The sequence below is a fragment of the Kribbella sp. NPDC020701 genome (genome assembly GCF_055562215.1).
On sequence record NZ_JBVHFT010000007.1, the window covers coordinates 278,270 to 304,293 of the forward strand.

Genomic DNA, 26,024 nt, shown 5'->3' on the forward strand with positions numbered 1-26,024 from the left:
CCCCATCACTGTTGCTGCTGCTGTTGGGCGACGTTCAGCTCCGGACCGCGCTCTGGCGTGGACGCCTCGTCGGACTTGAGCCCGGTCGCTCCCAGGCCCTGCCCGCGCAGCTCCGCGTCCTCACCGGACGCTCTGGGCGCCAGCACCCAGGTGTCCTTGGACCCGCCGCCCTGTGACGAGTTCACAACCAGACTGCCCTCGGGAATCGCCACTCTGGTCAGCCCACCGGGCAGTACGAAGACGGAGTCGCCGTCGTTCACCGCGAACGGCCGCAAGTCCACATGCCTCGGCTGCAGCCGCTCACCCACCTTGGTCGGCACGGTGGACAGCTGAACGACCGGTTGCGCGATCCAGCCGCGCGGGTTGGCCTTGATCCGTCGCCGCTGGGCCTGCAGGTCCTTCGTCGACGCGTCCGGCCCGAAGACGATGCCATAGCCGCCAGAGCCCTCCACCGGCTTCGTCACGAGCTCGTCCAGCCGGTCCAGCACTTCCGCCTGCTCTGTGGGCAACCAGCAGCGGTAGGTGTCCACGTTCGGCAGGAGCGGCGTTTCACCCAGGTAGTACTTCAGAATCTCCGGCAGATACGTGTAGATCAGCTTGTCATCGCCCACGCCGTTGCCGATCGCATTGGCGATCACCACGTTGCCGGCCCGGGCCGCGTTCACCAGGCCCGCGACACCGAGCACGGAGTCCGGTACGAAGTGCACCGGGTCCAGGAACTCGTCGTCGATCCGCCGGTAGATCACGTCCACCCGCTGCTCGCCCTCGGTGGTGCGCAGGTAGATCACGTTGTTACGGGCGAGCAGGTCCCGCCCTTCCACCAGCTCCACACCCATCTGGCGCGCGAGCAGCGAGTGCTCGAAGTACGCCGAGTTGTAGACGCCTGGCGTGAGCACCACGACGTTGGGATCGGTAGCACTCGGCGGAGCCGCAGCCCTGAGCGACCTGAGCAGATGTACGGCGTAGTCGCCGACCGCCCGCACCCGGTGCTTGGCGAACAGGTCCGGGAACACCCGGGCCATCGTCCGGCGGTTCTCCATCACGTAGGACACCCCGGACGGGCTGCGCAGGTTGTCCTCCAGCACCCGGAAGTCACCCTGCTCGTCGCGGACCACGTCGATGCCGGCCACGTGGATGCGGACGCCGTTCGGCGGCGCGATACCCGCCGCCTGCCGGTGGAAGTGCTCGCACGAGGTGATCAGCCGCCGCGGCAGAACGCCGTCCGCCACGATCTGCTGCTCGCCGTAGATGTCGGCCAGGAACGCCTCCAGTGCCCGGACCCGCTGCACGATGCCGCGGTCCAGCCGGGACCACTCCGACGCGGTGATCACCCGCGGCACCAGGTCCAGCGGGAACGGTCGCTCCTCCCCGGACAGGCTGAACGTGATGCCCTGGTCCACCAGCGCCCGGTCGAGCGCATCGGCCCGGGTAGTGAGGTCGGCGGGTTGCAGTGGCGTGAGTGAGTCGTGCAGCCGCTTGTATGCCGTACGGACGCCGTCGACCGGGTCGAACATCTCGTCGTACGCACCGGCGTGCGGGCGGCGCGGGTCCAGATACCCGTCGAACAACTGGGGACCCGCGGGGCGGGCGGATGCGTTGCTCATCCACGTCCTCGCTTCGCTCCGGGCGCGGATGAGGCTCGAAGGGCGCTGTGTTGAATGATGACCTCGCTCCGCTCGCTCATCTGCGCATCTTCACCCACTCCGGCTCCGCTCGCACCCTGACGGCTCGGCAGTTATTCCGCACGTAACATTGCGAGCAGTTCACTAGATCCCCCTGTGGAGGGCCTGATGTCCGAACGTCTGTCCGCCGGCGACACCGCACCCGACTTCACCCTGCCCGATGCCGACGGCAACGAAGTGGCACTGAAGGACCTGCGCGGGAAGAACGTGATCGTGTACTTCTACCCGGCCGCGATGACCCCGGGCTGCACCAAGCAGGCCTGCGACTTCCGCGACTCGCTGGACTCGCTGCAGGCCGCGGGGTACGCCGTACTGGGGATCTCACCGGACAAGCCGGCCAAGCTGGCCAAGTTCCGGGAGCGCGACGGCGTGACGTTCCCGCTGCTGAGCGACCCGGACAAGGACGTCCTGACGGCGTACGGCGCCTTCGGCGAGAAGACCATGTACGGCAAGAAGGTCACCGGCGTGATCCGGTCCACCTTCGTCGTGGACCCCGAGGGCAAGATCGCCGTAGCCCAGTACAACGTCAAGGCGACCGGTCACGTCGCCAAGCTCCGGCGCGACCTCGGTCTGTAAGCCAGGCGGTGAAAGACAACCTTGTCAGGACGTAGTCCGGAGGGAAACCTTCGACCGTTTCATGTGCGTGGTCCATGGAACGGTCGTTTGAGCCAAGTCGTTCGTGTGATTTGGGTCACACGCTGATCTCACCGGACCGCAGCCGAAGGACTACCGTCGGTGAGTTTTCCAGCGTTCCTGCGAAAGAGCGATACTCCCCGGACCACCCGCGTCCAGCGAAGGGTGTGTCAAGAACGGCCGGGACCTTCGCCGTGACCAGCCGAAACCGGGTAATCTGCGCGCGCAGTCAGCCTCTGGGAGGGAGGGACCTGCCGCGATGGGAAAACATTCCTCTGCGGTCACGCGAAGTAACAACAACAACCGTCGGTCGGTGTACATCACCGCGATCGGGCTACTGGTGCTGTCTCTGGGCGCCGTGTTCGTGGTTCGCTCCTTCGGATCCGAGTCGGGAGCCGACGGCTTCCTCGGCGGCTCCAAGTCGTGCGACGACCCGGCACAGATCCAGTTGACCACGACGCCCGAGATGCAGTCCTCGCTGGAAGCGGCCGCCAAGTCGCTGTCGAGCAAGGGCGGCAAGGACGGCACTCCGTGTCTGCAGTTCACCATCACCGCGGCTCCCTCGTCGAAGGTCGCCCAGGACGTCGCCAACGGCGCCGACAGCCGGCCCGACCTGTGGGTCCCGGACTCGTCGCTGTGGGTCGCCCAGGCCGATGACGGCGACAGTGTCCCGACCATCGCCGTACCGTCCATCGCGACCTCACCGCTGGTGCTCGTCGGCCGGAACTCGAACTTCGCCGACACCTCGTCCTGGCTGCGCAGCCTCGCCGGGGTCAAGGCGCCGGCCCTGCTGGACCCGCTGAGCACCTCACCCGGCGCGCTCGCCCTGCTGGCGATCCAGTCGGAGCGGCAGAAGACGTCCGCGCCCGACACCCTGGTGAACCAGCTGGTCGTGCCGCTGGCGCAGAGCCTCGGCTCGATGGCCAAGCCGTACACCGACGTCAACGTGGTCTTCGGCCGCGCCGCCCAGGCTGACAGCCAGACCGTCATCCCGGCGTCGGAGCAGAGCTTCGTGCAGTACCAGGAGCAGCACCCCGAGGCGCAGCTCAAAGCGATCGTGCCGGGCACCGGAACGCTCTTCCTGGACTACCCGATCGTCGTCACCGCGAAGTCGGAGACCGAGCAGGCCACCTCGGCCGCGAACGCACTGGCCGGCGAGATGCTGTCCGACGCGTTCGGGCAGGCTCGCGACGACGCCGGCTTCCGGGACTCCTCGCAGAGCCCGCTCAGCGGCGGCCGGGGCGTCGGCGACGTCAACCAGCTGGCCAAGCCGACCGCCGAGGCGATCGACAAGACGCTGCTGAACTGGACCCGGCTGTCGCTGTCCACGCACTCGCTGGCGGTGATCGACATCTCCGGCTCGATGGCGGAGAAGGTCCTCGGCAAGACCCGGATGCAGCTGACCATCGAGGCAGCCGGTGGCGGCCTGTCGCTGTTCCCGAACAGCGCCTCGCTCGGCCTGTGGACGTTCTCGACCAAGATCGGCCCGGACGACGCCGACTACAAGGAACTGGTCCCGATCGCTCCCCTGTCGGCCGTGCAGCGAAGCAAGATCCTCAGCCAGCTGAAGATCCAGCACGCGGTCCCGAACGGCGGCACCGGCCTGTACGACACCGCGATCGCGGCGGTCCGCGCGGTCCGGAAGAACTACGACTCGAAGGCGGTCAACTCGATCCTGCTGTTCACCGACGGCAAGAACGACGACCCGGGCAGCCCGACTCTGCAGGAAACCGTGCGGACGCTCGAGGGCCTGACCGACCCGGCCCGCCCGGTCCGGATCATCGCCCTGGGCATGGGTCCCGACGCCAACCCGGACGAGCTCCGCACTCTGGCCAAGGCCACCGGCGGTCTGTCCTACGTCGCCCGCAACCCCGGCGACCTCCGCCAGGTCTTCATCGACGCCCTGCAAAGCCGCTGACGCAGGCTGCTCCCCTTAGGATGTCTGTCCGAGGGGGAGCAGCCCCTCCAGCCAGAGTGGTGGAACGGCAGACACGCCGGCTTTAGGTGCCGGTGCCCCCGGGCGTGCGGGTTCGAGTCCCGCCTCTGGCACCCGCGTGACGCGAATTCCTAATCCAAGGTCGCCAGGTAGGCGGTGCCTCGGGGGCTCAGTTCGTAGCCGACTTCGAGGCTGTGGGTCAGGCCCAGGTTCTTGAGTTTGCGGACGTCCAGTTTGAACGGCGCGGTCTCGCGGCCCACCGAGGCGGCCAGGTCGGCGGCCCGGACGGCGGGCTGGGACTGGATCAGGCGGAGGGTGTCCGTGGTCCAGGCGCCGTGGTGGCTGGCCTCGTCGAAGCGGGTCAGGCGGTCGGTGAGCTCCGCGAGGTCGTCGGGGGTCAGGGTCGTCTGGGCCGCGAGCTGCTCGCGGGGGTCAGGGCCTTCGACGAGGTGGAAGCGGATCAGGAACGTGGGCTGGCTGTCGTCGCCACGGAGGCGACGGCGGACGTCCTTGGCGTTGCGGCGGTCCGCGTCGGCGACGTCGGCGTCAGTGTCGGCGATCAGCTCCGGGTTCACCTGGCGGACGCTGTCGATCTCGATCCGGCCCGCGTTGGTGCGGTAGATCCGGCCCTCGACCACGCGCGCTTCGGCCCACCGCCGGTACGCAACGGTGATCTTTCCGTTCGCGACCCCGTCGCGATCCGATCCGGCGAACAACATGGCGTTACCCTCCCAGCGCCTTCGCGACGATCGGGGCGAGCGCACGCAACGCCTTGCCCCGGTGGCTGATCGCGTCCTTCTCCTCGATCGACAGTTCCGCCGTGGTCCGGTCATACCCGTCGGCTTGGAACAGCACGTCGTACCCGAACCCGCCGGTCCCGCGCAACTCGTGGATGACCGAGCCGCGCATCTCGCCGAGCACCAGCTCGTCGGCGGCGTCGGGCCGGACGAAGGCGACCGCGGCGATGAACGACGCACCGCGGCGCTCGTCGGGTACGTCCTCGAGCTGCCCGAGCAGCAGCAGGTTGTTCGCGTGGTTGTCCTTCAAGGGCCCGGCCCAGCGCGCCGACAGTACGCCGGGCATCCCGTTCAACGCGTCGACGCAGATGCCGCTGTCGTCCGCGATCGACGGCAATCCGGTCGCCGCCAGCGCCGCATGCGCCTTCAGCAGCGCGTTGCCCTCGAACGTCGGCTCGGTCTCGGCCGGCTCGTCGTACGCCGGTACGTCGCCCAGCCCGAGCACCTCGATGCCCGGCACGATCGGGGTCAGGATGCGGCGCAGTTCCTCGAGCTTCTTCGTGTTGTTCGAGGCGAGGAGGATCTTGCTCACGCCAGCGCCTCCTGCTGCACCTTCGTCAGCTCCGCGCAGCCCGCCGTACCGAGCTCCAGCAGGCTGTCCAGCTCGGCGCGGTCGAACGGCGCGCCCTCGGCCGTGCCCTGCACCTCGATGAACTTGCCGTCGCCGGTGATGACCAGGTTCATGTCCGTCTCGGCCCGCACGTCCTCCTCGTAGCAGAGGTCGAGCATCGGAGCGCCGTCGATGATGCCGACCGACACCGCGGACACCGAGCCGGTGAGCGGCTCGCTCTTCAGCAGCTTGCGCTCACGCAGGAACGACACCGCGTCGGCGAGGGCCACGTACGCGCCGGTGATCGCCGCGGTCCGTGTCCCGCCGTCGGCCTGGAGTACGTCGCAGTCGAGCAGGATCGTGTTCTCGCCGAGGGCCTTGTAGTCGATCACGGCGCGCAGCGAGCGGCCGATCAGCCGGGAGATCTCATGCGTCCGGCCGCCGATCCTGCCCTTCACGGACTCGCGGTCCGAGCGGGTGTTCGTCGCCCGCGGCAGCATCGCGTACTCGGCGCTGACCCAGCCGAGGCCGGAGCCCTTCCGCCACCGCGGCACGCCCTCGGTCACGCTGGCCGCGCACAGCACCCGGGTCCGCCCGAACTCCACCAGCACCGACCCTTCGGCGTGGTCGAGCCACTTCCGGGTGAGGGTGACAGGGCGCAACTGATCCGGGGTACGTCCATCGATACGTGCCATGCATCAGACCCTATGCCTCCAGGCGCTGGACCTCCGAACCGGTGGACGGCGGCAGCGCCAGCGGGCTGGGCGTCGGACGGAACTGCGTGACGGCCATCCGGGCCGCCCACGGAACCAGGTCGCTGGCCCGCCGGCCGAGCCAGGGGACGCCTTCCCGGACCAGCCAGACCGCGTCCGCCCACTTGCTCGGCGGCCGGTACGCGCAGTCCAGCTCCGGCCGTACGTCGATCCGCAGCCCGCGCCGCGCGAGTTCGTCGGCGAACGCCCGGGCCAGCTTGCGGTGACCGCGTTCGCCCGGGTGCAGCCGGTCGATGCTCCAGAAGTCCCGGCGGTACACCTCGGGGTAGTCGGCCATGTCCAGCCGGATCCCGCCGTACCTCGCGTGCAGGTCGTCGTACGCGAGGTTGACCTGCTCGATCCGCTGCCACAGCGGCCGCCGCAGCCAGACCGGCAGGCCGAACACCTGGCCGTGGTCGTGGAAGCGGACGGTGAGCAGCAATGCGCCGCGGGCGGTGAGTTGCTCCGCGCACAGCTGCAGGCTGTCCCGGATGCGGCCCGCGTCGAAGCTGGATCGCAGGGTGTCGTTGACCCCGACGATGAGGGAGGCGACGTCGATCGGACCGGCGGACAAGGCCTCGGGCAGTTGCTCGGTCGCCACCGCGGACACGGTCGCACCGCTGGTCGCGAAGTTGGAGAACGTCACACGGTGGGAGCTGGCCAGGGAGTCGGCGAGCAGCGAGGCCCAGCCCCGCCACCCTTCGCCCGGGCGCGCGCCGGCACCGGAGAGGTCGGTCGTGCTGTTGCCGTTCATCGGGTCCCCGACCCCTACGGTGGTCGAGTCCCCCAGTGCCACGTAGTGGAGGCTCACATTCCGCCACGGTGACGGCACGGAGCGAGGTCCCGGTGAGACCGAGGTTGCCGTCATGTCAACACCAACCGAGCATTGGGGATCGGATCACCATTGAGTGACGGAAATGCTCGGAGTTAGGGTGTTGCAAACAACTATGTGCAGGAGTTGCTAGCTGATGAGTGATCTTCGGTTTGGTCTGGTGGGACTCGGCTCCCGGAGCCGGATCGCGCAGTACGCCCACAAGCCCGGCGAGGGCTCCGCGATCGTCGCAGTCTGCGACCCGGTCGCGGGCCAGCGGGATCTTGCCGTGGAGCGCTACCCCGGTGCGGCGGCGTACGCCGACCACACCGAGCTGCTCGACCAGAAGCTCGACGGGGTCTTCCTGACCACGCCGGACGACCTGCACGAGGAGCCGGCGATCGACTTCCTCAAGGCGGGTGTCTCGGTCTTCGTGGAGAAGCCGCTGGCGATCACCACCGACGGATGTGACCGGGTGCTGCAGGCGGCGTACGACTCCGGCGCCCGCCTGTACGTCGGGCACAACATGCGGCACATGCCCGTGGTCCTGACGATGCGGCAGCTGATCCAGGACGGCGCGATCGGTGACGTGAAGGCGATCTGGTGCCGGCACTTCGTCGGCCACGGCGGCGACTTCTACTTCAAGGACTGGCACGCCGACCGCAGCCGGACCACCGGACTGCTGCTGCAGAAGGGTGCCCACGACATCGATGTGATGCACTGGCTGGCCGGCGGTTACACGACCCGCGTCAACGCCATGGGCGCCCTCACCCTCTATGGCGGGATCGAGGATCGGCTCGACCGGTCGGGGCAGCGGTTCGGCGACTTCGTCAGCGAGAGCAACTGGCCGCCGCTGGAGCAGAAGGGCCTGGCGCCGGTGATGGACGTCGAGGACATCTCGATGGCGAATCTCCTGCTGGACAACGGGGTCTTCCTCACCTACGAGCAGTGCCACTACACGCCGGACTACTGGCGCAACTACACGGTGATCGGCACGCACGGCCGGCTGGAGAACTTCGGCGACACCGCCGGCGGCGTGGTGAAGGTCTGGAACAGCCGTCGCTCCGGCTACCGCGAGGACGCCGACCAGGTCGTCGAGATCTCCGGCGAGACCGACCACCACGGCGGCGCCGACCCGCACCTGGTGGCCGAGTTCATCCGGTTCGTCCGCGACGGCGGGACGACCCTCACCTCTCCGGTCGCGGCCCGTGCCGCGGTCGCCGCCGGTTACGCCGCGACCACCTCGCTGCGCTCCAACGGCACCCCGATCGACATCCCGGCGCTGGACCCGGCCCTCGTCACCTATTTCGACAACGGGCAGTCGCGGTGAGGGTGCTACTGTCTCCGACATGACCTGGTACGCCGCTGTGCGAATGCTGAGCCCTCGATGCGGAGGACTCTAGCGGCGTAGGCGCATGTGCTTGCAGCGAGAGGCCCCCGATGTCGGGGGCCTCTCTCTTTTTGTCCTCAGCTGCAGACACCAGGAGCCTTCATGTACCCGATCACCTATCTCACCGACTGTTCGGACGGTAACGCCCGGGCCAGACTCAGCACCCGGATCGGCGCCCTGTTCGGGCAGTCGCCGACCATCGTCGCGGCCGACGGGCCCGATCCGGAGTCGTTCGCCGCACTCACCCTGTTGGATTGTCTACAATCCGCGACCACGTTGGGCGAGGCCGGCCATCCCACCATCACGCTGCTGAACATCGCGCCCCGCGACGGCGTCTGGCCGAACGGCGTCCCGTTCTGCTTCTTCACCTACGGGCGCCACCTGGTCGCCAGTACCTTCAACGCTCGCGCGCTGTCCCTGGTACGACGTGAACTCGGTGTCGACCGCGTCTACGTCACCGACATCCGCGAGGTCGTCGAGGCGGCCGGCGCGTGGGCCGACTTCAGCGCCACGGAGATCGACAAGATCGTCGGCACCCAGTTCCGCAGCCTGTGGTACCTGCCTCTGCTGGCCAAGTGGGTCGCCGACGGGCACGCGGTCCCCGCGACCGAGACCGCCGTACCTCACACGCTCGACGACGACCCGACCGTGAGCGTCGTCGACAACTTCGGCAACTGCAAACTCGCCTGCCGACCCGAGGACCTCGGTTTCGCCCTCGGCAAGTCCCTCCCCGTCACCCGCCGCAACCCCGACGGCACCACGGACGAGGTCGACGTCACCTGCTACTCCCACCTGACCGCCGTACCGAGTGGTGCCGCGGGCCTCATCGTGGGCAGCTCGGGCACGGGGTTCGTCGAGTTGGTGGTGCGCGGTGGCTCGGCTGCGGGCAGGTTCGGGCTCCAGGCCGGCGACCGGCCGCTGCGGCGTACTGCCGTGGAGTACGCGGCGTGACCGGCGCTAGCTGATTCCGGTGTCCCGGTCGGCCTGGATCTCGGTGGTGGTCAGGGCGCGGTTGTAGATGCGGATGTCGTCGATCAGCCCGCGCCAGCGTTCGCCGCCGCAACTGCTGCAGGCGGATTGGCCGAACACCAGTGCCTGGGTGTTGGGGACCGGCGAGACGGTCTGCGCCGCGGTCAGGATCGCCGTGCCGTTGAGGTAGAGGGTGTACGTGTTCGCGGTGTCGTTGAAGACTGCGGCCAGATGCGACCACTGGTTGAGCGGCACGGTTGGTGTCGTGCTGACGAACTCACGGCATCCGCCGTTGCTGAATCCGCTGGCGATGCGGTTGCCGGTCGTCTGCAGCCAGTACCCGCAGCCGCCGGTCACCTCCTTGATCAGGATGGTCTCGTAGTTGCTCAGTGCGGTCGGGTTGACCCAGGCCTCGAGGGTGTAGCTGGAGCTGAAGTTGAGCGAGGCGGCGTTCGGCACGGTCACGTTGCCCGACGAGCCGTTGAAGGACAGGGCTCCGCCGTACTTGCCGGCCGTGGTCCTGGTAACACCGGCACCGGACATCGTCCCGTTGTTCCCACTGCCGGACGAGTCGCTGGCCGTCGTACCGGAGACCTCGTTGAAGCCCCACGCACCGACCAGTCCAGTCGGGAGTTGCGTCGCGGTGTACGTCGCCACGTAGCTCTGCGGGGTGTCGGGCACCGTGATGGTGTGTTGCTGACCGCCGCCGTCGGACCACGACGAGAACGTGTACGACGTGTTGCCCGCGGTCTGGTTACGCGCCTCGACGACGTGGTTGTAGCCGATCAGGGTGTCGGCGACGAACGGCGTGGTCCGCGCGATGCCGTCCAGGTACAGCGTCCGCCCGGTCGGCACGGTGTCGAAGCTCAGGTTCACCTTGTCCGGCCAGACCGTGACCGACTGCGTCGAGGTCAGGCCGGTCGAGTCGCGGACCGTCAAGGTGATGCGATACCTGGTGTTCCCGGTGAAGTCGTGTCCCGTCACCGGGATGGTGAAGGTGCCGCCGGTGACCCCGGTGATCGGGGTACCGGGATGCACGTGGCCGTCGTGCAGGAAGTCGATGTTCCAGGTGAAGGCGCTCGCGGGCAGCGCGCCGTCGTCGGGATCGTTGCCCGCACCGCTGTAGGTGATCACGTCCCCGGCCCGGAAGTGGACGCCGTCGGCCGGCGAGAGGATCGTGGCCGTCGGGACGCTGCCGGCGCTGATCATGATGGGCGTCGAGAGGGACGTGTTGACGCCGTCGGAGACCGTCAGCCGGGCCTGGTGGGCCCCGGCGGTCGGGTACGTGTGCGTCGGGTTCGGCTCGGTGGACGTCGTACCGTCTCCGAACGACCACGAGTACGTGAGCGGCCGGCCTTCGGGGTCGGACGACCCGGCGCTCGAGAACGACACGTCCAGCGGGGTCGGGCCCGAGGTGGGGGTGGCCGACGCGTTGACCACGGGTGCCTGGTTGTTCTGCACGTACTTGATCCGGCGGATCTTGCTCACGCCGTACGTGCCGCTCTCGTCGGAGTAGCCCAGGTCCACGTAGTACAAGGCGCCGTCCGGTCCCTCGGCCAGGTAGACGATGTCACCGTACGGTCCGTCCACCGAGCCGTCGGCGGGCTCGAAGTTGAAGGTGCCGGTGAGGGCTCCGTTGGCGTCGAGCGTGAGGCCGCGGATCCAGTTCTGCGTGTAGTCGGCGTAGAAGTACGCCCCGCGGTACGCCGCCGGGAAGGCGGTGCCGTGGTAGACGAAGCCACTGGTGACCGCGGCGTCCCGACCGCCGTGCGGGTACCACAACAGCGGGCTGGTGCACGGTGCCGCGCAGGGTCCCTCGGTGGCAGGCCAGCCGTAGTCGGCGCCGCGGACGCCGAGGTCGATCTCCTCCTTCGAGGTGGCCGGATCGTTGCCGCCGACATCGCCGATGAACAGGCGGCCGGTCGGCGGGTCGTAGTACGCGCGGTACGGGTTGCGCAGGCCGCGGGCCCAGATCGTGTCGACGTTCGGCCCGGCACCGTCGTAGAACGGGTTGTCCGTCGGCGCGGTCCCGTCGGTGTTGATCCGGTGCACCTTGCCCCGCGGGCTGGTCAGCAACGGCGCGGCGGACGGGACGAAGTGCTCGCCGGTGGTGAACAGGAGCTTGCCGTCGTTGCCGAAGTTCAGCGCGCCGCCGTGGTGCTCGGCGTTCGCGTCCTGCGGGTCCTCGTACAGCACGAACTCGCTGCCGGGCACCGTGCCGTCCAGGGCCGCGTTCGCGGTGAACCGGGAGACCCGGTCGTGATTCGGCGTACCGAGTGTGTAGAAGACGTAGTAGTAGTGGTTCGTCGTGAACGCGGGATCGAGGACGAGGTCGTAGATGCCCTGCTGCACACCGGCCTGACCGATGTTCGTGATCTGCAGGAACGGCGTCGGGCTCGGCGTGAGGTACGGCGGCGCCAGCAGCTTGATCCGGCCCTGCAGTTCCGCGACCAGCATCCGGCCGTCGGGCAAGAACTCGAACGTCGTCGGCAGGTCGAACCCGGTCGCCAGGATCTCGTTCTGGAAGTAGTTCGTGTTGGAGACGTTGACGTTGACGATCACCGACGTCGTCGTGTTCCCGGTCGCGTCACGAGCCCGCGCCGCGAGCGTGTGGGCGCCGTTGGCGGCCGTGCGGCTGTCCCACGTCAGTGCGTACGGCGCAGCCGTGTCCTCCGGCCCGTTCGCCGTACCGTCGACGAGGAACTGCACACCGGCGACGCGGTCGTTGTCGGCGGCATCCGCGGACACGGTGACGATGTCGCTGACCGTGGCGTTGTTGACCGGCGCCGTGACGGCGACTGTCGGTGGCGTCGTGTCAGCGGGTGTGGAGTCGCTCTTGAACGCCACCATGTGCATCACCCAGCCGGCGCCGCTCTGGGTGGCGGTCGCGCTGTACGGTCCCGCCGTACCGACGACCTTGTCCTCGGTCCGGTTGCCGAAGTTGGCGCGCCGGCTGGTGAACCCGGCGCCGGCCGCGGTCACGGTGCCGGTGGACGCGCCCGCGCCGAAGATCAGGTCCGACGGGTTGGTGGTGGTCGCCGTACCGCTGCTCATCGCACTGCCCGTCCCGACCGCGGCCGCCGATACGTCCAGCGGACCGGACTTGTCCAAGCCCGAGTACTCGTGGATGTACAGGTCCGCCCACGCGGTGATCGAGCTCGAGAACGTGGCCCGCACCGTGTTCGCGCCGGCGGCGATGTTCCTTGCGTAGAAGACCTGTGAGCTCCAGGTGTTGTTGTTCCACCGCGTCACCGGTGCCGCCGCGGCGTACGTGTTGGCCTTGGTGTCGGTGAGTGTGACCGTCGCGTTCGTGTTCCAGATCAGGTAGACGACGATCAGGTTCCCGGCCGTGTTCGCGGACGAGAACGCCAGGCTGTTGAGCGTGCCCGAACTGATTTCCTTGGCCCGGCTCTGGACATGCGCCGGCGTCGCGGCGACCGCAGGACCCGGCATCACCAGCAGGCTCGCCACGGCCAGCGCCAGCGCAAGCAGGATCCCCAGTGTCTTCCCCGTACGGCGACGTACCACCGCCCCCACCCCCCACACACGTCCCGCGAATCACGCGCCCCCACGTGCCCCAGTCTCAGTGTGAGTGTGGGCCCGATCCTGTCACGGCGGCAAGAGGGACGCCTTGTTGCAGGAGGGTGAAGGCTTTGTCGATGGTGGACAGGTAGTCGAGCATGGGGGAATCGGCGGCGTCTTGGTAGGTGGCCATGACGACGCCGATGACGGCGCCGGCCCAGGCTCGGACGGCGAAGTCGGTGGGGGCGCGGCCGGTGCGTTCGGCGGCGAGGTCGGCGAGCAGGTCGATGCCGGCGTAGAGCTGGTCGAGCATCCGGACGCGGAGCTCGGGGGCGTTCATGACGAGCTGCTGGCGTTCGGACTCCAGTTCCCACTCGTCCTCGGACAGGGTGGTCATGCTCTGCCGGATCGCCGCCCGAAGGGCCTCGGTCGGGTCGAGCTCGGGCGGCTGGGCGCGGAACAGCTCGATCATCAGCGGGTCGAGCCGGTCGAGGACGATGGTGTCCTCCTTGGTCGCGAAGTACCGGAAGAAGGTCGCCGGCGACACCTCGGCCGCGGCCGCGATCTCCTGCACGGTCGTCTCGGCGTACCCCTGGTCGCGGAACAACCGCAGCGCGTGCTCCTGGATGGCCGCCCGCGTCTTCGCCTTCTTGCGCTCCCGCAGCCCGGGCGGCTTCTCCGTCGTCATGCCCCGATTGTGGCAACTTCCTGCTGCTCCGGCTCGGCAGGCGAGGTACGGCGTGGCAGGAAGGCCAGTGCGAGGACGATCCCGACGAGGGCGAGCCCGCTGCACACCCACAGCGTGATGTCCATGCCGTGCACGAAGGCTTCGCGTGCAGATCGGGTGAGAGCCGGCGAGCCGATCGCGACCGCGGCCGACGCACTCTCGCGGGCCGCGTCGGCCACGGCCGGCGGCAGACCGCCGACGTCCAGGTGGTTCCGGTACGCCGCGTTCAGCACCGTCCCGAGAATCGCGACACCGAGCGTGCCGCCGACCTGCCGGCACGCCTGGATCAGCGCGGACCCGGATCCGCTCTGTTCGATCGGCAGGGCCGCGAGCGCCAGCCCGTTCATCGGCGGCAGCGTGAACCCGATGCTGACCCCGACCAGGCTGACCCAGACCGCCGTGAACCCATAGCCGTTGCCGACTCCGGTCAAGGCTCCGATCGCCAGCCCGAGCAGCATCAGCAGGAAGCCGACGACCACCGAGACCCGCGCTCCCGCCACGGTGACCAGTCGCTCGGCGGCCTTCGCTCCGATCAGCAGTCCGCCGATGATCGGCAGCAACCGCAGCCCGGTCTGCAACGCGTCCGCGCCCTGCACGGCCTGGAACAGCTGCGGCAGCACGAACAGCAGACCCACCAACGCGAACGACGCCATCGTCGCGAGCACAGTCCCCCACGTGAAGCCCGCCGATCGGAACAGACCCAGGTCGACCAAGGGGTCCGACGTACGCCGTGCCCACACGACGAACGCCGCCAGCAGAACGACGCCGGCCGCGATCCCACCGATCGCCCACACCGAGCCCCAGCCGCGCTCGCCTGCCTCGATGAACCCGTAGGTCAGCGACACGAGCCCAGCACCGGTCAGCAGGATCCCCGGTACGTCGATCCGCCGCGAACGGTGGCCTGGAGTCAGCGGAATGAGAAGCGCCACCGCGAGCAGGCCGATCGCGACCAGCGGCAGGTTGATCAGGAAGATCGAGCCCCAGCGGTAGTGGTCGAGCAGCCACCCGCCGAGCACTGGGCCGAGCGGGATGCCGATCGAGTTCGCCATCAGCCAGATCGTCATCGCACGCTGGCGCTCCTCTGGCGCGAACAGGAGGTTGAGCAACGACATCGACAGCGGAATCAGGAACGCCGAGCCGATGCCGAGCGCTGCCCGCGCCGCGATCAGTTCGCCCGGCGAGTCGGCAAACGCGCAGGCCGCGGAGGCAAGCCCGAACACCACGAGCGCACCTAGCATCAACCGCTTCGGGCCATACCGGTCGCCGAGCAGCCCGGCGGGAAGCAGCAGTGAGGCAAGCACGAGCGTGTAGGCGTTCGCGAACCACTGCAGCTGACTCGTCGACGCGTCGAGCTCGGTCGCCAGCGTCGGCAACGCGACGTTCAGCACGGTCAGATCCAGCCCGATCACGATCAGGCTGAGCGACATCGCCCCAAGCGCCCACCACCGGCGCGGGTCGAGGGTTGCTGCGGGCATGACAGGCACCTTTCTGAGATCAACTCTAATTTGAGAGTAGATCTCAGAATCCAGATCTGTCTAGCTCACCGCGGCGCGCAGCACCTCCCGGAGCAGTTCGGGGCGCTCTCGCCACGGTGAATGGCCGGCGCCCGGGATCACGTGGAAGGTGTGATCCGGGACGTGAGCCGCCAACGTCCGGACGAACGCGACCGGACGGGGATCGCCGTCACCGTGGACGAACGTGACGGGCATCGGGAGGGTGGCGGCGAGGCCGGCGAGGTAGCTGGCCGGCCAGGACTTGGTCTCGTCGTTCAGCGTCTGGTTCGCGGCGAAGTTGATCGGCAGGTCGACGGACGCTTCCTCGTGCGCCCACGTGAGAGCCATCGACTGATCCGCGTGACTGGTGAACCAGCTCAGCACCCGGAACTCGATCTCCTCGTCCGGAGTCCGCGAGCTCCCGGTGAGGGCGTCCAGCCGATCTCGCTGGGCCGGCGTCATCCGGCGCTCGAGCTCCGCGTAGTACGGCGTACGCCAGTCACCGATTCCGACGCCGCCCAGGTAGACCACTCCAGCCGTGTGGCCGGGATACGCCGCCGCATAAATCACCGCGAGCGTGGCACCGGCGGAGTGGCCGAGGACGATGATGCGCTCGTGCCCCCAGTACTCGCGGAGTTCGTCGATGTCCTGCGCCAGTCGAGCCATCGTTTGTTCGTCCGACGGATCCGAGCGACCGCAACCACGCTGGTCGAAGCGATGCACGACGGTCAGGTCGTCCAGCATCTCCGCGAGTACGGCGTAGTCGTCCCAGAGACCAGGACCGCCGTGCAGGATGACCACGGGCGGGGCGGAGGTCGGCGTACCGGTGGTTGCGGTCCACAACCGCACGCCGTCAGATGTCGAAAACGGCATGCGGGGTGGCGATCTCGACCGGACCGGGGTAGGTCCGACGGGCGTTCTCGGCTTGGGTCTCGCGGTCGTACCACGGTGGGACGTGGGTGATGACGAGGCGTTTGACGCCGGCCTTCTTGGCCTGTTCGCCGGCGTCGGCGGGCGTCAGGTGGAGGTCGGTCGGGTTGTGCGGATCGTTGTCCGGCAACGCCGCCTCGGACAGCAGGACGTCGGCGCCGCGGGCGAGCTCGATCAGCGCGTCGTTGGGACCAGTGTCGCCGGTGTAGACGAGTGACTTGTTGCCGTGTTCAACCCGGATCGCGTACGCCGGGACCGGGTGCACCATCCGCGCGGTCCGGACGGTGAAGGGGCCGATGGTCTGAACTTCCTGCCAGGCATGGAATTCCAGCTCCTCCTCCATCCCGGGATCGGTCGGCAGGTCGTAGGCCAGCGCCATCCGGCCGGCTGTCCCGGGCGGCCCGAAGACGGGGATCCGCGGGATCGGCGCGCCCGGCGCGTACTTGGCCGCGACGTACAGCCCGCACAGATCCATGCAGTGGTCAGGATGCAAGTGGGACAGGCCGATCGCGCCGATCTCCGGGACGGTGAGGTGCCGCTGGAGCGAGCCGAGCGCGCCACTGCCGAGGTCGAGGATCAGGTGGAAACCCTCGGCGGTGACCAGATAGCTCGAGGCGGCCGAGTCCGGCCCGGGTACGGACCCGGAGCAACCGATCACGGTGAGCTTCATAGCTTGAACACTACCGGCGGGTTGCCCCGTTCGCAGGAAGGCCGGTGCCGTCGACAACCTTCGGTGCGAGCTGGATCACATCCCTGATGGGCTAACGGATCCAGGCGAACTGGTCGACCGACGACAGCACCGGGCCGAGGAAGCGCGAGCCGATGGCGGCGAACTCGTCCGGGCTGCCCGTGGTGACGAACCGGTGCGGCGGTTCGGGCAGGTTGTCCGGGCGGAGCAGGCCGGTCTTGGTCAGGACGCCGTACACGTCCTTGGCACACTCCTCCGCACTGCTGACCAGGGTGACGTTGTCACCCATCACGTACGAGATCACGCCGGTCAGCAGCGGATAGTGCGTGCACCCGAGGATGAGAGTGTCCACGCCGGCTTCGACCAGTGGGTCGAGGTACTCGTGCGCGGCCTCGAGCAACTCCGGCCCGGACGTCACGCCCCGCTCGACGAAGTCGACGAACTCCGGGCAGGCGCGGGTGAACAGCTCCACCTGCGGCGCGGCGGCGAACCCGTCCTCGTAGGCGAGCGACTGCGCGGTCGCCCGGGTGCAGATCACGCCGACGCGCTGGTTCCGGGTCGCGGCGACGGCGCGGCGGGCGGCCGGGAGGATCACTTCCACCACGGGAACGTCGTACCGCTCGCGGGCGTCGCGGAGCATCGCGGCGCTGGCCGAGTTGCACGCGATGACGAGCATCTTCACGCCGGCCTCGACCAGGTGGTCCAGACACTCCAGCGCGTACTCACGGACTTCGGCGATCGGCTTGGGTCCGTACGGCTGGCGGGCGGTGTCACCGAGATACAAGATCGGCTCGTGCGGCAACTGGTCGAGCACTGCGCGGGCGACCGTGAGTCCCCCGAAGCCTGAGTCGAAGATCCCCACCGGTGCGTCTGCCACACCGGAGAGCTTATACAGGTCCGGTCGCGGGCAGGTCCGAAGGCAGCCTTACCTAACCTGGCGATCCGACACGCCGAGGTTGTCCACATCTTTACGTTATGGAATTGCCTTTTCGCGTGATGCAGGCCACTCTGGAGCGATGTTTGTTCGACCGCCCGTGATGCCATGAGTCTGGCGCACCACATCGCGATGGTGTTGAGCACCACCGCCGTACCGCATCCGCAACCGAACGACGCTACGGCGGCGAATCAGGCTGCGGACACCCACAGCACGTTCGCTGACATCGCCGCGTCCCTCGGGCCGACGGGGATGATGGTGGTGCTGGCCGTGGCGGCGTTCGCTCTGTACGTCGTCTCGCTGTCCCTGCACCCGAACGCGAAATGCAACCGGTGCAAGGGCGCCGGCCGCCATCGCGGTGCGCTCTTCAGCTACGCCCAACGCCCGTGCAACAGTTGCAAGGGCCGCGGCGTGCATCCGCGACTGGGACGCAAGGTCCTCTTCAAGCAACCGTAGGAGCCCGAAGCAACGATCAGGCCCACAACTGCCCTTCGAGGCGATCTTCGGCCTCGTCGATAGTGCCTTCGTAGGCGCCGGTGGACAGGTACTTCCAGCCGCCGTCGGCGACCACGAAGGCGATGTCCGCGGATTCACCGTCCCGGACACACTTGGCTGCCTGGCCGAGGGCGGCGTGCAGGATCGCGCCGGTGGAGATGCCGGCGAAGATGCCTTCGTTGTCGAGCAGTTCGCGGACCCGGCGGACGGCGTCGCGCGGGCCGACCGAGAACCGCGCGTCGATCAGCGTCTCGTCGTACAACTCGGGGACGAAGCCCTCGTCGAGGTTGCGCAGTCCGTAGACGAGTTCGCCGTACCGGGGTTCGGCAGCGACGATACGAACCTCGGGCTTGTGCTCGCGGAAGAACCGGCCGGCGCCCATCAGCGTGCCGGTGGTGCCGAGGCCGGCCACGAAATGGGTGACCGACGGGAGGTCGGTCAGGATCTCGCGGGCGGTGCCGTCGTAGTGCGCGGCCGCGTTCGACGGGTTGCCGTACTGGTAGAGCATCACCCAGTCGGGGTGTTCCTCCGCAACCTGCTTGGCCACCCGGACCGCCTCGTTCGAACCACCCGCGGCCGGGGAGGAGATGATCTCGACTCCCCACATCCGCAGGATCTGGCGGCGCTCCTCGGAGGTGTTCTCCGGCATCACGCAGACCATCCGGTAGCCGCGCAGCTTGGCCGCCATCGCCAGCGAGATCCCGGTGTTGCCCGAGGTCGGCTCGAGGATCGTGTTCCCGGGCCGCAGCCGGCCGTCCTTCTCGGCGTCGAGCAGCATCCGCAGCGCCGCCCGGTCCTTGATCGAACCGGTCGGGTTGTGGTCCTCCAGCTTCGCCCAGAGCCGGACGTCGGCCGACGGCGAGAGCTTCGGCAGGCCCACCAGCGGGGTGCCGCCGACCGAGTCCAGCAGGCTGTCGAAACGCACGATCAGCCGCCGGCGACCGCGGGCAGCACGACGACCACGTCGCCGTCCTTGACCTCGGTCTTCAGGCCGCCGGTGAACCGGACGTCCTCGTCGTTCACGTACACGTTCACGAACCGGCGCAGCTCCTGCGGCTCGCCCTCGACGATGCGCTCCTTCAGGCCCGGGTTGGTGCCGTCCACATCGTCGATGAACTCGGCCAGGGTCGCACCGTCGCCGCTGACCGCCTTCTCACCCTTGGTGTAGGTGCGCAGAATCGTCGGGACGCGCAGCTCGATCGCCATATCTCAGTTCTCTCCTTCGGTTTCTCTATAAGAACCAACCACGCGCACTTCTTCTTCCACGACCTCGCCGTCGATGATCCGGTACGACCGGAACTCGACGGGTCCGTCGTACGCCGGGGAGTCCGCGCCGTCCCGGGTCGACACCAGCACGTAGTGGGCGCCCGGCTCCTGGGCCAGGTTGATGTCGGTGCGTGACGGATACGCCTCGGTGGCGGTGTGCGAGTGGTAGATCACCACCGGTTCCTCGTCGCGCTCGTCCATTTCCTTGTACAGCCGGAGCAGGTCGCCGGAGTCGAACTCGTAGAACGTCGGCGACATGGCCGCGTTGAGCATCGGCACGAACCGCACCGCCCGGTCCGACCCGGCCGGCCCCGCGACCACGCCGCACGCCTCGTCCGGGTGGTCCTTGCGGGCATGCTCGACGATCGCGTCGTACGTCGCGCTCTCGATGATCAACACGACAACCACGGTACGGCGACCACCGGACCGACCCCGCCAACCCGGGAGTCGGTCCAGTATGCGGACAGAGCGCTACCAGCGGTCGTGGATCTGTGGCCGGATCAGGTCGTCGTACGTCTGCTGGACGGCGGCCAGCTGGTCGGCCGTGAGCGGGGACACAGTGGCGGCGGAGATGTTGCCGGCCACCTGGGAGGGGTTGCGGGCGCCGGGGATGACGACGGTGACTCCGGGCTGGTCGAGGATCCAGCGGAGGGCGAACTGGGGCATCGTCGCGCCGGCGGGGACGGCGGGGAGCAGGCGGCGGACGGCTTCGAGGCCGGTGGTGAAGTCGACGCCGGAGAAGGTCTCGCCGACGTCGAAGGCCTCGCCGTGGCGGTTGTAGGTGCGGTGGTCGTCGGCGGAGAAGACCGTGTTCTCGTCGTACTTGCCGGAGAGCAGACCGCTGGCCAGCGGGACGCGGGCGATGATGCCGACGCCGGCCGCCTGCGCGGCCGGGAGGACCTCGTCGAGGGGCTTGAGGCGGAAGGCGTTCAGGATGATCTGGACCGACGCGACGTTCGGCCGGGCGATCGCGGTGAGCGCCTCGGCGCAGGTCTCGACGCTCACGCCGTACGACGCGATCCGGCCCTCGTCGACCAAGGTGTCGAGGGCGTCGAAGACCGCGTCGATCGAGTAGACCGGCGTCGGCGGGCAGTGCAGTTGGACGAGGTCGATGGTGTCCACGCCGATGTTGGCGCGGGAGCGGTCGTTCCACGCTCGGAAGTTGTCCAGGGTGTAGTTGGACGGCACCTGCTCGACCCGGCGGCCCATCTTGGTGGCCACGGTGAGGCCGTCGTACTCCTTCAGCACCTGACCGACCAGTCGCTCGCTGCGCCCGTCGCCGTACACGTCCGCGGTGTCGATGAACGTGACCCCGCCCTCGACCGCGGACCGCAGTACGGCCAGCGCGTCGCTCTCGTCGACGTCGCCCCAGTCGGCGCCGAGCTGCCACGCGCCGAGCCCGACGACCCCCACATCCCGACCGGTCCTGCCCAACGTCCGCGTCTCCATGAGCCCACCCTAGGCAGTGATGTCGATCCGCAGTTCGGGACCCTCCACAACCTCCAGCTCGACTGCCGGCGTCTCCGCCATGATCAGCTCGCGATGCACCTCGACAGCGGCCACCACCGCGGGCGGTGCGGCGAGCGACAGCCTCATCCGGTCGGTGACCTCCAGCCCATCGTCCCGACGGGCCTGCCCCGATCGGATCATCGGCCGAGCCCTCGAACAGTCCGGACCTAGAACGGTGGCGGATCGCCGGTCGTGGGAACCCGCGCATCGGCGTCGGAGCTCGAGTGATCACGGCTTGGGTGATCGGGGTTCGCCGCGCGGGGTTGGGTGATCGGACCGCGGGCGGATGGAACGGTCGTGTAGCGATGACCGGTCGAGCACCTGCCGTAGTGGTCTAGTTCGGCAGTCTGGGGATCAGACGATCTGCGCAACGAGGGCGGACGCCGGGAGCGTGGAGCGGCGGAACCGACGCGGACGCGCATTAGTCAGCACGTCGGCCCCGCCGGCTTGCGGGTCAGTCCTTGTCGAGCCACTCGCTGCCGTCGGCGGCGCGGTGGTAGCCCTGGTGCCACTCGGGGAGGATGCACGGCAGCCCGGTCGTCGGGTGAACGCCGTAGCAGTGGTCTTGGTCGTCGGTCTTGTCGGGCATGTCTGCCGTCTCTCAGTCGCGGGGGTCGTGCGGCCCGATCACCGGCCAGCCGCGCCCGTCGCGTGCTGGCTGCTTCGGCTGTTCGATCGCCGGCGGGTCGCCGCCGTCGAGCCAGTTGATCTCGGTGAGACCGTCGTGGCCGTGCGCGGCGAGTAGCTCGTCGAGTCCCGACCAGACCGATGTCGAGCGCGGATAGCCGGGCCAGTGCAGAGCCACCGCGCCGGTCGACCAAACGGTGCCCTCAGCAACTACCCCGGTGCCGGACACCCCGGTCGGGTCTGCGCGCCGGACGAGATGGAATCGTCGCGGCGGTACGTCGATCGTCCGTGTCATCGCCAGAACCTCCGTAGCATCACCCTCACTGAGAGCAACACATTATAAAGAGTATGACGGGTGGTCAAGCTGTTGGTTCTCAACACGCGGACTGGCTGTCAGGTCAGCGAGCCACCAGAATGGGAGACTTGTCCGAACGAGTAGACAAGGAGGGACGAGCTTGACCCAGTTCACCGGGCGTCCCGCCTACCTGCAGATCGCCGACGACGTCCGCGCGCAGATCCTCGAAGGCGCACTCACCGAAGGCGATCAACTGCCGTCCGAGCCTGCCCTGATGCAGGACTACGGCGTCTCGCGGATCGTCGTCCGCCAAGCGCTGGACGTGCTCCGCAGCGAGGGACTGATCGTCAAGCAGCAGGGGCGCGGATCGTTCGTCCGGGCTCAGCAGCCGCTCACCAAACGCGTGCTCGGCTCGCTGTACGCCGACCGGCCCGGGTCGTCGCCGTTCGCCGCCGCGACCGCTGCCGGCGGGCAGTCCGCCGAGTGGGACTACCAGAGCAGGCGCACCACCGCGTCCAAGGCGATCGCCGACCGGCTCGGCATCGCCGCCGGCGACCCGGTCATGCGGACGTCGTATCGCTTCCTGGCCGACGGCGAACCGGTGATGCTGTCGACGTCGTTCGAGCCGCTCGCGCTGACCGGCGGAACCCCGATCGAGCAACCCGAAGGCGGACCTGTCACTGGCGTCGTTCCCCGCTTCGACTCGATCGGCGTCCACATCACGCACGTCGGCGAGGACGTCACTGCACGGGCGGCGCGACCGTACGAAGCCGAGGTGTTGAACGTGCCGGTCGGCGTGCCAGTGCAGGCGATCGAGCGGACCTACTACGTACAGGACAAGCCGGTCGAGACCGCCGACATTGTCGTTTCGTCGGAGCGCTACGTGCTGTCGTACCGGCTCGCGATCCCGGAACGCTGATCCACGGGGCGCCCGGCCCCTGCTGACTGCCGGTGGGCTTAAGTCGGATCTCGCTGCGTCAACTCCCTGGTGAGCCGATGACGGTAGATCGACAGTCTGATACTGATTCCGCCTGGGTAAGCGTGGTCTTTGCGAGACAGACCATCGATCAGGTCGAGTGCGCCGGCCAGATCATCATCTGACCAACTTTCGAGACGGTCGTTGCGAGCGAGCCGATCAAGTACGTCGTCATCCATGCTGCACCGAGCCCCTCCCCAAGGCGCTGCGTCTGGCTGCCGGGGACCGGGGCATGCCTCTGTGCACCACACGCTACTCGCCCAAGCGCTTGCCGGCATCAGGTAGGCGATCCCGCCTTTGAAGACCGCGGCGGCGTGCGCGGCGAGACTCGACCTCCGTGCATGCCCCTGCGACCAAACTTGCCCGCGCCGGTCTGGCGGTCTCATGGCCTGGTCCATCAGACTCGGTTCATGACCGAAGGCGGCAAGATGCAGATCGTTGACAAGCTGCTCGCCGCTGCTCTCAGCGGTGCCTTTCCTGTTGTCGGGGACGTCGCCGGAGCGGCGTACCTGCACATCATGGAGGGCCCGTACAACAGGCGGTTGGTGGCCTGGCGTCACGACATCACGGAGGTCATCAACGATCTGGCCAGGCGGTTCAACAACCTCGCGGATGACGAGGTGTTTCTGGATGCGTTCATCGCCGCCTCACGGATCGCGTTGTCGACGCACCAGCAGGAGAAGATCGATGCCCTGCGGAATGCGCTCATCAACTCGGTCGGTCCCGACGCGCCGAGCGCTGACGAGCAGGCCCGGTTCTTCCAGATGGTCGATGAGTTCACGGCCTCGCACCTGCTGCTGCTCGGACGCTTCGACCATCATCCGGGCTCAGACATCCAGATCGATGACCAGCAGCGTGTGAACGCGAGCGGCAGTTGGGGATACTCACTGGACGCCATGGTGCCCGAGTTCGCCGGTCGAACCGAGTTCAGGGATCTTCTGATCGACGACATGGTGCGGCACCACCTCGTCGACGGCCCACCTCAGGACCGTCAGCACGTCCTGTCGCTGGACGATGAGTACTTCTTCGGGCACACAACCGAGCTGGGCAAACGGTTCCTGCGGTTCATCACTGAGACGGGATGAACCAACGGGGGTCCCGGGCCGCCGTCACGCCGGGACCCCCGCGCTGCGCCCCGCCGCCGTGAGCAGACCGGCGGGGCACGTTCTCAGGACGCGGCGTTCAGGAGCCTGAAGGCGTTGTCGTTGACGCTGTCCGCGCCGACCCGACCCCACAGCAGCAGGCCGCGCTGGAGGGTGGGGCGGCGGTTCGCGCCCATCAGATGCTGCACAACCTCGACCCGCGTCCCGACTCGGTCGGCGATCACGTAGTTGTCCCAGTCGCCGTAGGCCAGCACATAGTCAGCGGTTGCGCCACCGGCGATCGTGGAGTCCAGGGTGCTTGCTTCGTACAACGACTTGCCGAGCAGCGCGCGCGGGTTCTGCGTGATCTCCGGGTACAGCCGTGCGCCGTTCGTGGTCTCCATCTGGGCGATGGTGTTGATGATCGGCAACGCGGCGGCCCACCGGGCGTTCGGCTGGAACCGGGCCGGGAGTGCGTTCTGCACCGAGACGACCTCGGCGCTGGTCATGGTCGTACCGGTGACGATCGACGCCCCACCGGTCAGCGCGGTCACGATGCCGGTCGGCTGAGTACCGCCCGCCCCGGTGGCGAACGCGGTCGCGTGCAGCTGGTCGACGCCGTCGCTCATCACCCGGGACAGCTCGCCCAGGAAGTTCGAGCCGTCGCCCTCGATTTCCACCGAGTACGGCACGAACGCGTCGTACTTGTAGAGCGGCACGGTCGGTGCCGCGAGGCTCGGTGCGGCATCGGCTACCTCGGTCGCCTCCGCGATCCATTCAGCCGTGACACCGGCCGAGCTGACGCCGGACCACACGTCGCCGGTCGCGACAACCTGGCGGGCGATCTGCCGGAACGGGTGCACCGATCCACCCGAGGTGAGGATGATCGTCGGGTCGAGCTGGGCCGGGATCATGTAGCCGCCGGCCGCGTCGGTGAGGCCCATCGCGCGCTCCAGGGTGCGCGACCCGTCGACCGCCGCCGACTCCGCCGGGGACCACTCGTGCTGCCTACCGCGTAGCGCCTTCACGAACGCCGACCGGTAGTCGTCGGAGCCGACGCCGAGCATCCACCGGGCGTGAATGTCCAGACCGGAGTCGTCGTCGCGCTCAACCACCTGCGTCAACCGCTCGAGGTTGTCGTGGGTCAGCCACGGCGCGCTGCGCTCGCTGCGCTGGATCAGGTCCAGTGCCCGCCCGCGCAACTCGCTGCCCGGCGTCGCGGGCGGCCGGACACGGCTCCGCTGGGCCAGATCTGCGGCCTGCTGGTCGGCGACCGATTCACCGGCGAACGGGTTGTCGGCCGCGGCGCGGATCCGGGCGCGGCGGGCCTCGACAACCTCGGACTCGTGCTCCAGTTCGATCTCCTGGTCGCGCCACTGGTCGAAGTGCGCGCGGGTCACGTCGGACCAGGCGGAAGGATCGTCGCCGTAGCGCGCGACGGTGTGAGCCATTTTGCGCCGGACCTCGGCGAGATGCTCGATCACGTCAGTGATCATTGGTTGCTCCAAGCAAGCGAATGGGGATAGGGCACCATTCGCGCGGGAGCGGACGCCGCCGCGGGCGCGACCGAGGCGGACCGGCCGAGCACGGGCCTGCGGGGGTGGGAGGTGGACTCCGCCACCGGACCCTGCGGCTCCCGGCCGGTCGCCGGGGTGGTTCGTATCCCACCGTACGGCACGTTCACCGATCACAGGTACGGCGACGGGCCGGACTCGACCGGCTCCGGCGGCGGCGCAGCGCCTACGAGTACGGCGGTCAGGCCGTCGATCGAGATCTCGAACTTGACGCGGCCGATCGCGAAAGCGCCCATCGCCATCGACGGGTCCGGGACATCGCGCCAGTAGGCGCGGAACGCCTCGGTCGTCGCCGACATGAATTCATCGATCGACGCCTGCGGAAGGCGCGGACCGGGCTCGGGGGTCGTCGGGTTGTCGTTCATCGTTGTTCCTCTCCTGCGGGC

At 68.4% G+C, this 26,024-nt stretch carries 27 protein-coding genes and 1 tRNA gene; 8 read left to right on the forward strand and 20 right to left on the reverse strand.

Annotated features, from left to right (window positions below):
- Window positions 1-5 precede the first annotated feature (5 nt).
- Window positions 6-1,604, reverse strand: coding sequence for a circularly permuted type 2 ATP-grasp protein (locus ACZ3HV_RS19180; protein ID WP_465686057.1), 1,599 nt, complete (start codon window positions 1,602-1,604; stop codon window positions 6-8).
- 186 nt (window positions 1,605-1,790) lie between these two features.
- Between ACZ3HV_RS19180 and bcp the strand changes: the two genes are divergently transcribed.
- The 3 genes from bcp to ACZ3HV_RS19195 all read left to right on the forward strand — a co-directional run bounded on the left by bcp (window position 1,791) and on the right by ACZ3HV_RS19195 (window position 4,364).
- Window positions 1,791-2,258, forward strand: a complete 468-nt coding sequence (gene bcp, locus ACZ3HV_RS19185; RefSeq protein ID WP_360358966.1) for a thioredoxin-dependent thiol peroxidase — start codon at window positions 1,791-1,793, stop codon at window positions 2,256-2,258.
- Window positions 2,259-2,628: 370 nt separating this feature from the next.
- Window positions 2,629-4,233, forward strand: a complete 1,605-nt coding sequence (locus ACZ3HV_RS19190; protein WP_465686059.1) for a substrate-binding domain-containing protein — start codon at window positions 2,629-2,631, stop codon at window positions 4,231-4,233.
- 50 nt (window positions 4,234-4,283) lie between these two features.
- Window positions 4,284-4,364, forward strand: a tRNA-Leu gene (locus ACZ3HV_RS19195).
- Between the two features lie 18 nt (window positions 4,365-4,382).
- Here the strand turns inward: ACZ3HV_RS19195 and ACZ3HV_RS19200 are convergent.
- Genes ACZ3HV_RS19200 through ACZ3HV_RS19215 form a run of 4 tightly spaced genes read right to left on the reverse strand, consistent with a single transcriptional unit; the run spans window position 4,383 to window position 7,146 of the window.
- Window positions 4,383-4,970 carry a hypothetical protein gene (locus ACZ3HV_RS19200; RefSeq protein ID WP_465686061.1) on the reverse strand — a complete coding sequence of 196 codons (588 nt, stop codon included), beginning with the start codon at window positions 4,968-4,970 and terminating at the stop codon, window positions 4,383-4,385.
- Window positions 4,971-4,974: 4 nt separating this feature from the next.
- Window positions 4,975-5,580: an RdgB/HAM1 family non-canonical purine NTP pyrophosphatase gene (gene rdgB, locus ACZ3HV_RS19205; RefSeq protein WP_465686063.1), complete on the reverse strand. Its 606-nt coding sequence runs from the start codon at window positions 5,578-5,580 to the stop codon at window positions 4,975-4,977.
- Window positions 5,577-6,293, reverse strand: coding sequence for a ribonuclease PH (gene rph / locus ACZ3HV_RS19210; protein WP_465686065.1), 717 nt, complete (start codon window positions 6,291-6,293; stop codon window positions 5,577-5,579). Before rph ends, rdgB begins: the two co-directional genes overlap by 4 nt.
- 10 nt (window positions 6,294-6,303) lie before the next feature.
- Window positions 6,304-7,146 carry an SGNH/GDSL hydrolase family protein gene (locus tag ACZ3HV_RS19215; protein ID WP_465686067.1) on the reverse strand — a complete coding sequence of 281 codons (843 nt, stop codon included), beginning with the start codon at window positions 7,144-7,146 and terminating at the stop codon, window positions 6,304-6,306.
- Between the two features lie 172 nt (window positions 7,147-7,318).
- Between ACZ3HV_RS19215 and ACZ3HV_RS19220 the strand changes: the two genes are divergently transcribed.
- Both ACZ3HV_RS19220 and ACZ3HV_RS19225 read left to right on the forward strand, forming a co-directional pair.
- Window positions 7,319-8,491: a Gfo/Idh/MocA family protein gene (locus tag ACZ3HV_RS19220; RefSeq protein ID WP_465686069.1), complete on the forward strand. Its 1,173-nt coding sequence runs from the start codon at window positions 7,319-7,321 to the stop codon at window positions 8,489-8,491.
- A gap of 162 nt (window positions 8,492-8,653) precedes the next feature.
- The gene (locus ACZ3HV_RS19225; RefSeq protein ID WP_465686071.1) at window positions 8,654-9,502 is read left to right on the forward strand and encodes an SAM hydroxide adenosyltransferase; all 849 of its coding nucleotides are present in this window, start codon (window positions 8,654-8,656) and stop codon (window positions 9,500-9,502) included.
- 6 nt (window positions 9,503-9,508) lie between these two features.
- Here the strand turns inward: ACZ3HV_RS19225 and ACZ3HV_RS19230 are convergent, their stop codons facing one another.
- From ACZ3HV_RS19230 to murI, 6 genes are all read right to left on the reverse strand, one after another.
- The gene (locus ACZ3HV_RS19230; RefSeq protein ID WP_465686073.1) at window positions 9,509-13,048 is read right to left on the reverse strand and encodes a PQQ-dependent sugar dehydrogenase; all 3,540 of its coding nucleotides are present in this window, start codon (window positions 13,046-13,048) and stop codon (window positions 9,509-9,511) included.
- A 55-nt stretch (window positions 13,049-13,103) separates the two neighbouring features.
- Window positions 13,104-13,730, reverse strand: a complete 627-nt coding sequence (locus tag ACZ3HV_RS19235; protein WP_465686075.1) for an acyl-CoA-like ligand-binding transcription factor — start codon at window positions 13,728-13,730, stop codon at window positions 13,104-13,106.
- On the reverse strand, window positions 13,727-15,244 hold the full coding sequence (locus ACZ3HV_RS19240) for a DHA2 family efflux MFS transporter permease subunit (protein WP_465686077.1): 1,518 nt from the start codon (window positions 15,242-15,244) through the stop codon (window positions 13,727-13,729). The genes ACZ3HV_RS19235 and ACZ3HV_RS19240 overlap by 4 nt, the downstream gene beginning before the upstream one ends.
- 60 nt (window positions 15,245-15,304) lie before the next feature.
- Window positions 15,305-16,135 (reverse strand): alpha/beta fold hydrolase, encoded by an 831-nt coding sequence (locus ACZ3HV_RS19245; protein WP_465686079.1) that lies wholly within the window; start codon window positions 16,133-16,135, stop codon window positions 15,305-15,307.
- Window positions 16,116-16,862 (reverse strand): MBL fold metallo-hydrolase, encoded by a 747-nt coding sequence (locus tag ACZ3HV_RS19250; RefSeq protein ID WP_465686081.1) that lies wholly within the window; start codon window positions 16,860-16,862, stop codon window positions 16,116-16,118. The genes ACZ3HV_RS19245 and ACZ3HV_RS19250 overlap by 20 nt, the downstream gene beginning before the upstream one ends.
- A 91-nt stretch (window positions 16,863-16,953) precedes the next feature.
- A complete protein-coding gene (gene murI / locus ACZ3HV_RS19255) occupies window positions 16,954-17,757 on the reverse strand; it encodes a glutamate racemase (protein ID WP_360358940.1) in 804 nt (267 codons plus the stop codon).
- A gap of 165 nt (window positions 17,758-17,922) precedes the next feature.
- Here murI and ACZ3HV_RS19260 point away from each other — a divergent pair, with 165 nt between their 5' ends.
- A complete protein-coding gene (locus ACZ3HV_RS19260; RefSeq protein WP_465686083.1) occupies window positions 17,923-18,270 on the forward strand; it encodes a hypothetical protein in 348 nt (115 codons plus the stop codon).
- A 16-nt stretch (window positions 18,271-18,286) separates the two neighbouring features.
- Here the strand turns inward: ACZ3HV_RS19260 and ACZ3HV_RS19265 are convergent, their stop codons facing one another.
- The 7 genes from ACZ3HV_RS19265 to ACZ3HV_RS19295 all read right to left on the reverse strand — a co-directional run bounded on the left by ACZ3HV_RS19265 (window position 18,287) and on the right by ACZ3HV_RS19295 (window position 22,006).
- Window positions 18,287-19,234, reverse strand: a complete 948-nt coding sequence (locus ACZ3HV_RS19265) for a PLP-dependent cysteine synthase family protein (protein WP_465686085.1) — start codon at window positions 19,232-19,234, stop codon at window positions 18,287-18,289.
- A 2-nt stretch (window positions 19,235-19,236) separates the two neighbouring features.
- Window positions 19,237-19,515: a MoaD/ThiS family protein gene (locus tag ACZ3HV_RS19270; RefSeq protein ID WP_465686087.1), complete on the reverse strand. Its 279-nt coding sequence runs from the start codon at window positions 19,513-19,515 to the stop codon at window positions 19,237-19,239.
- A 3-nt stretch (window positions 19,516-19,518) separates the two neighbouring features.
- Entirely contained in the window at window positions 19,519-19,974 is a 456-nt protein-coding gene (locus ACZ3HV_RS19275; protein ID WP_465686089.1) for a M67 family metallopeptidase, read from the reverse strand.
- A gap of 72 nt (window positions 19,975-20,046) precedes the next feature.
- On the reverse strand, window positions 20,047-21,024 hold the full coding sequence (locus tag ACZ3HV_RS19280) for an aldo/keto reductase (RefSeq protein ID WP_465686090.1): 978 nt from the start codon (window positions 21,022-21,024) through the stop codon (window positions 20,047-20,049).
- A 9-nt stretch (window positions 21,025-21,033) separates the two neighbouring features.
- Window positions 21,034-21,225 (reverse strand): DUF5915 domain-containing protein, encoded by a 192-nt coding sequence (locus tag ACZ3HV_RS19285; protein WP_465686092.1) that lies wholly within the window; start codon window positions 21,223-21,225, stop codon window positions 21,034-21,036.
- A gap of 313 nt (window positions 21,226-21,538) precedes the next feature.
- Window positions 21,539-21,673, reverse strand: coding sequence for a hypothetical protein (locus ACZ3HV_RS19290; RefSeq protein WP_465686094.1), 135 nt, complete (start codon window positions 21,671-21,673; stop codon window positions 21,539-21,541).
- A gap of 12 nt (window positions 21,674-21,685) precedes the next feature.
- Window positions 21,686-22,006: a hypothetical protein gene (locus ACZ3HV_RS19295; protein ID WP_465686096.1), complete on the reverse strand. Its 321-nt coding sequence runs from the start codon at window positions 22,004-22,006 to the stop codon at window positions 21,686-21,688.
- Between the two features lie 160 nt (window positions 22,007-22,166).
- Here ACZ3HV_RS19295 and ACZ3HV_RS19300 point away from each other — a divergent pair, with 160 nt between their 5' ends.
- Complete coding sequence (locus ACZ3HV_RS19300; RefSeq protein WP_465686098.1) at window positions 22,167-22,925, forward strand: GntR family transcriptional regulator; 759 nt, start codon at window positions 22,167-22,169, stop codon at window positions 22,923-22,925.
- A 467-nt stretch (window positions 22,926-23,392) separates the two neighbouring features.
- Entirely contained in the window at window positions 23,393-24,067 is a 675-nt protein-coding gene (locus tag ACZ3HV_RS19305) for a hypothetical protein (RefSeq protein WP_465686100.1), read from the forward strand.
- Between the two features lie 83 nt (window positions 24,068-24,150).
- Here the strand turns inward: ACZ3HV_RS19305 and ACZ3HV_RS19310 are convergent, their stop codons facing one another.
- Together ACZ3HV_RS19310 and ACZ3HV_RS19315 are read right to left on the reverse strand one after the other, a co-directional pair.
- A complete protein-coding gene (locus tag ACZ3HV_RS19310; RefSeq protein ID WP_465686102.1) occupies window positions 24,151-25,560 on the reverse strand; it encodes a phage major capsid protein in 1,410 nt (469 codons plus the stop codon).
- Window positions 25,561-25,751: 191 nt separating this feature from the next.
- Window positions 25,752-26,003 (reverse strand): hypothetical protein, encoded by a 252-nt coding sequence (locus ACZ3HV_RS19315; RefSeq protein WP_465686103.1) that lies wholly within the window; start codon window positions 26,001-26,003, stop codon window positions 25,752-25,754.
- Window positions 26,004-26,024 lie beyond the last annotated feature (21 nt).

What these genes read in the sequence shown, in the direction of transcription:
- ACZ3HV_RS19180 (WP_465686057.1), bottom strand. Translation starts at nt 1,604, where the DNA reads ATGAGCAACGCATCCGCCCGCCCCGCGGGTCCCCAGTTGTTCGACGGG.
- bcp (WP_360358966.1), top strand. Translation starts at nt 1,791, where the DNA reads ATGTCCGAACGTCTGTCCGCCGGCGACACCGCACCCGACTTCACCCTG.
- ACZ3HV_RS19200 (WP_465686061.1), bottom strand. Translation starts at nt 4,970, where the DNA reads ATGTTGTTCGCCGGATCGGATCGCGACGGGGTCGCGAACGGAAAGATC.
- rph (WP_465686065.1), bottom strand. Translation starts at nt 6,293, where the DNA reads ATGGCACGTATCGATGGACGTACCCCGGATCAGTTGCGCCCTGTCACC.
- ACZ3HV_RS19220 (WP_465686069.1), top strand. Translation starts at nt 7,319, where the DNA reads ATGAGTGATCTTCGGTTTGGTCTGGTGGGACTCGGCTCCCGGAGCCGG.
- ACZ3HV_RS19225 (WP_465686071.1), top strand. Translation starts at nt 8,654, where the DNA reads ATGTACCCGATCACCTATCTCACCGACTGTTCGGACGGTAACGCCCGG.
- ACZ3HV_RS19235 (WP_465686075.1), bottom strand. Translation starts at nt 13,730, where the DNA reads ATGACGACGGAGAAGCCGCCCGGGCTGCGGGAGCGCAAGAAGGCGAAG.
- ACZ3HV_RS19240 (WP_465686077.1), bottom strand. Translation starts at nt 15,244, where the DNA reads ATGCCCGCAGCAACCCTCGACCCGCGCCGGTGGTGGGCGCTTGGGGCG.
- ACZ3HV_RS19245 (WP_465686079.1), bottom strand. Translation starts at nt 16,135, where the DNA reads ATGCCGTTTTCGACATCTGACGGCGTGCGGTTGTGGACCGCAACCACC.
- ACZ3HV_RS19250 (WP_465686081.1), bottom strand. Translation starts at nt 16,862, where the DNA reads ATGAAGCTCACCGTGATCGGTTGCTCCGGGTCCGTACCCGGGCCGGAC.
- ACZ3HV_RS19260 (WP_465686083.1), top strand. Translation starts at nt 17,923, where the DNA reads ATGAGTCTGGCGCACCACATCGCGATGGTGTTGAGCACCACCGCCGTA.
- ACZ3HV_RS19270 (WP_465686087.1), bottom strand. Translation starts at nt 19,515, where the DNA reads ATGGCGATCGAGCTGCGCGTCCCGACGATTCTGCGCACCTACACCAAG.
- ACZ3HV_RS19280 (WP_465686090.1), bottom strand. Translation starts at nt 21,024, where the DNA reads ATGGAGACGCGGACGTTGGGCAGGACCGGTCGGGATGTGGGGGTCGTC.
- ACZ3HV_RS19285 (WP_465686092.1), bottom strand. Translation starts at nt 21,225, where the DNA reads ATGATCCGATCGGGGCAGGCCCGTCGGGACGATGGGCTGGAGGTCACC.
- ACZ3HV_RS19290 (WP_465686094.1), bottom strand. Translation starts at nt 21,673, where the DNA reads ATGCCCGACAAGACCGACGACCAAGACCACTGCTACGGCGTTCACCCG.
- ACZ3HV_RS19295 (WP_465686096.1), bottom strand. Translation starts at nt 22,006, where the DNA reads ATGACACGGACGATCGACGTACCGCCGCGACGATTCCATCTCGTCCGG.
- ACZ3HV_RS19305 (WP_465686100.1), top strand. Translation starts at nt 23,393, where the DNA reads ATGACCGAAGGCGGCAAGATGCAGATCGTTGACAAGCTGCTCGCCGCT.
- ACZ3HV_RS19310 (WP_465686102.1), bottom strand. Translation starts at nt 25,560, where the DNA reads ATGATCACTGACGTGATCGAGCATCTCGCCGAGGTCCGGCGCAAAATG.
- ACZ3HV_RS19315 (WP_465686103.1), bottom strand. Translation starts at nt 26,003, where the DNA reads ATGAACGACAACCCGACGACCCCCGAGCCCGGTCCGCGCCTTCCGCAG.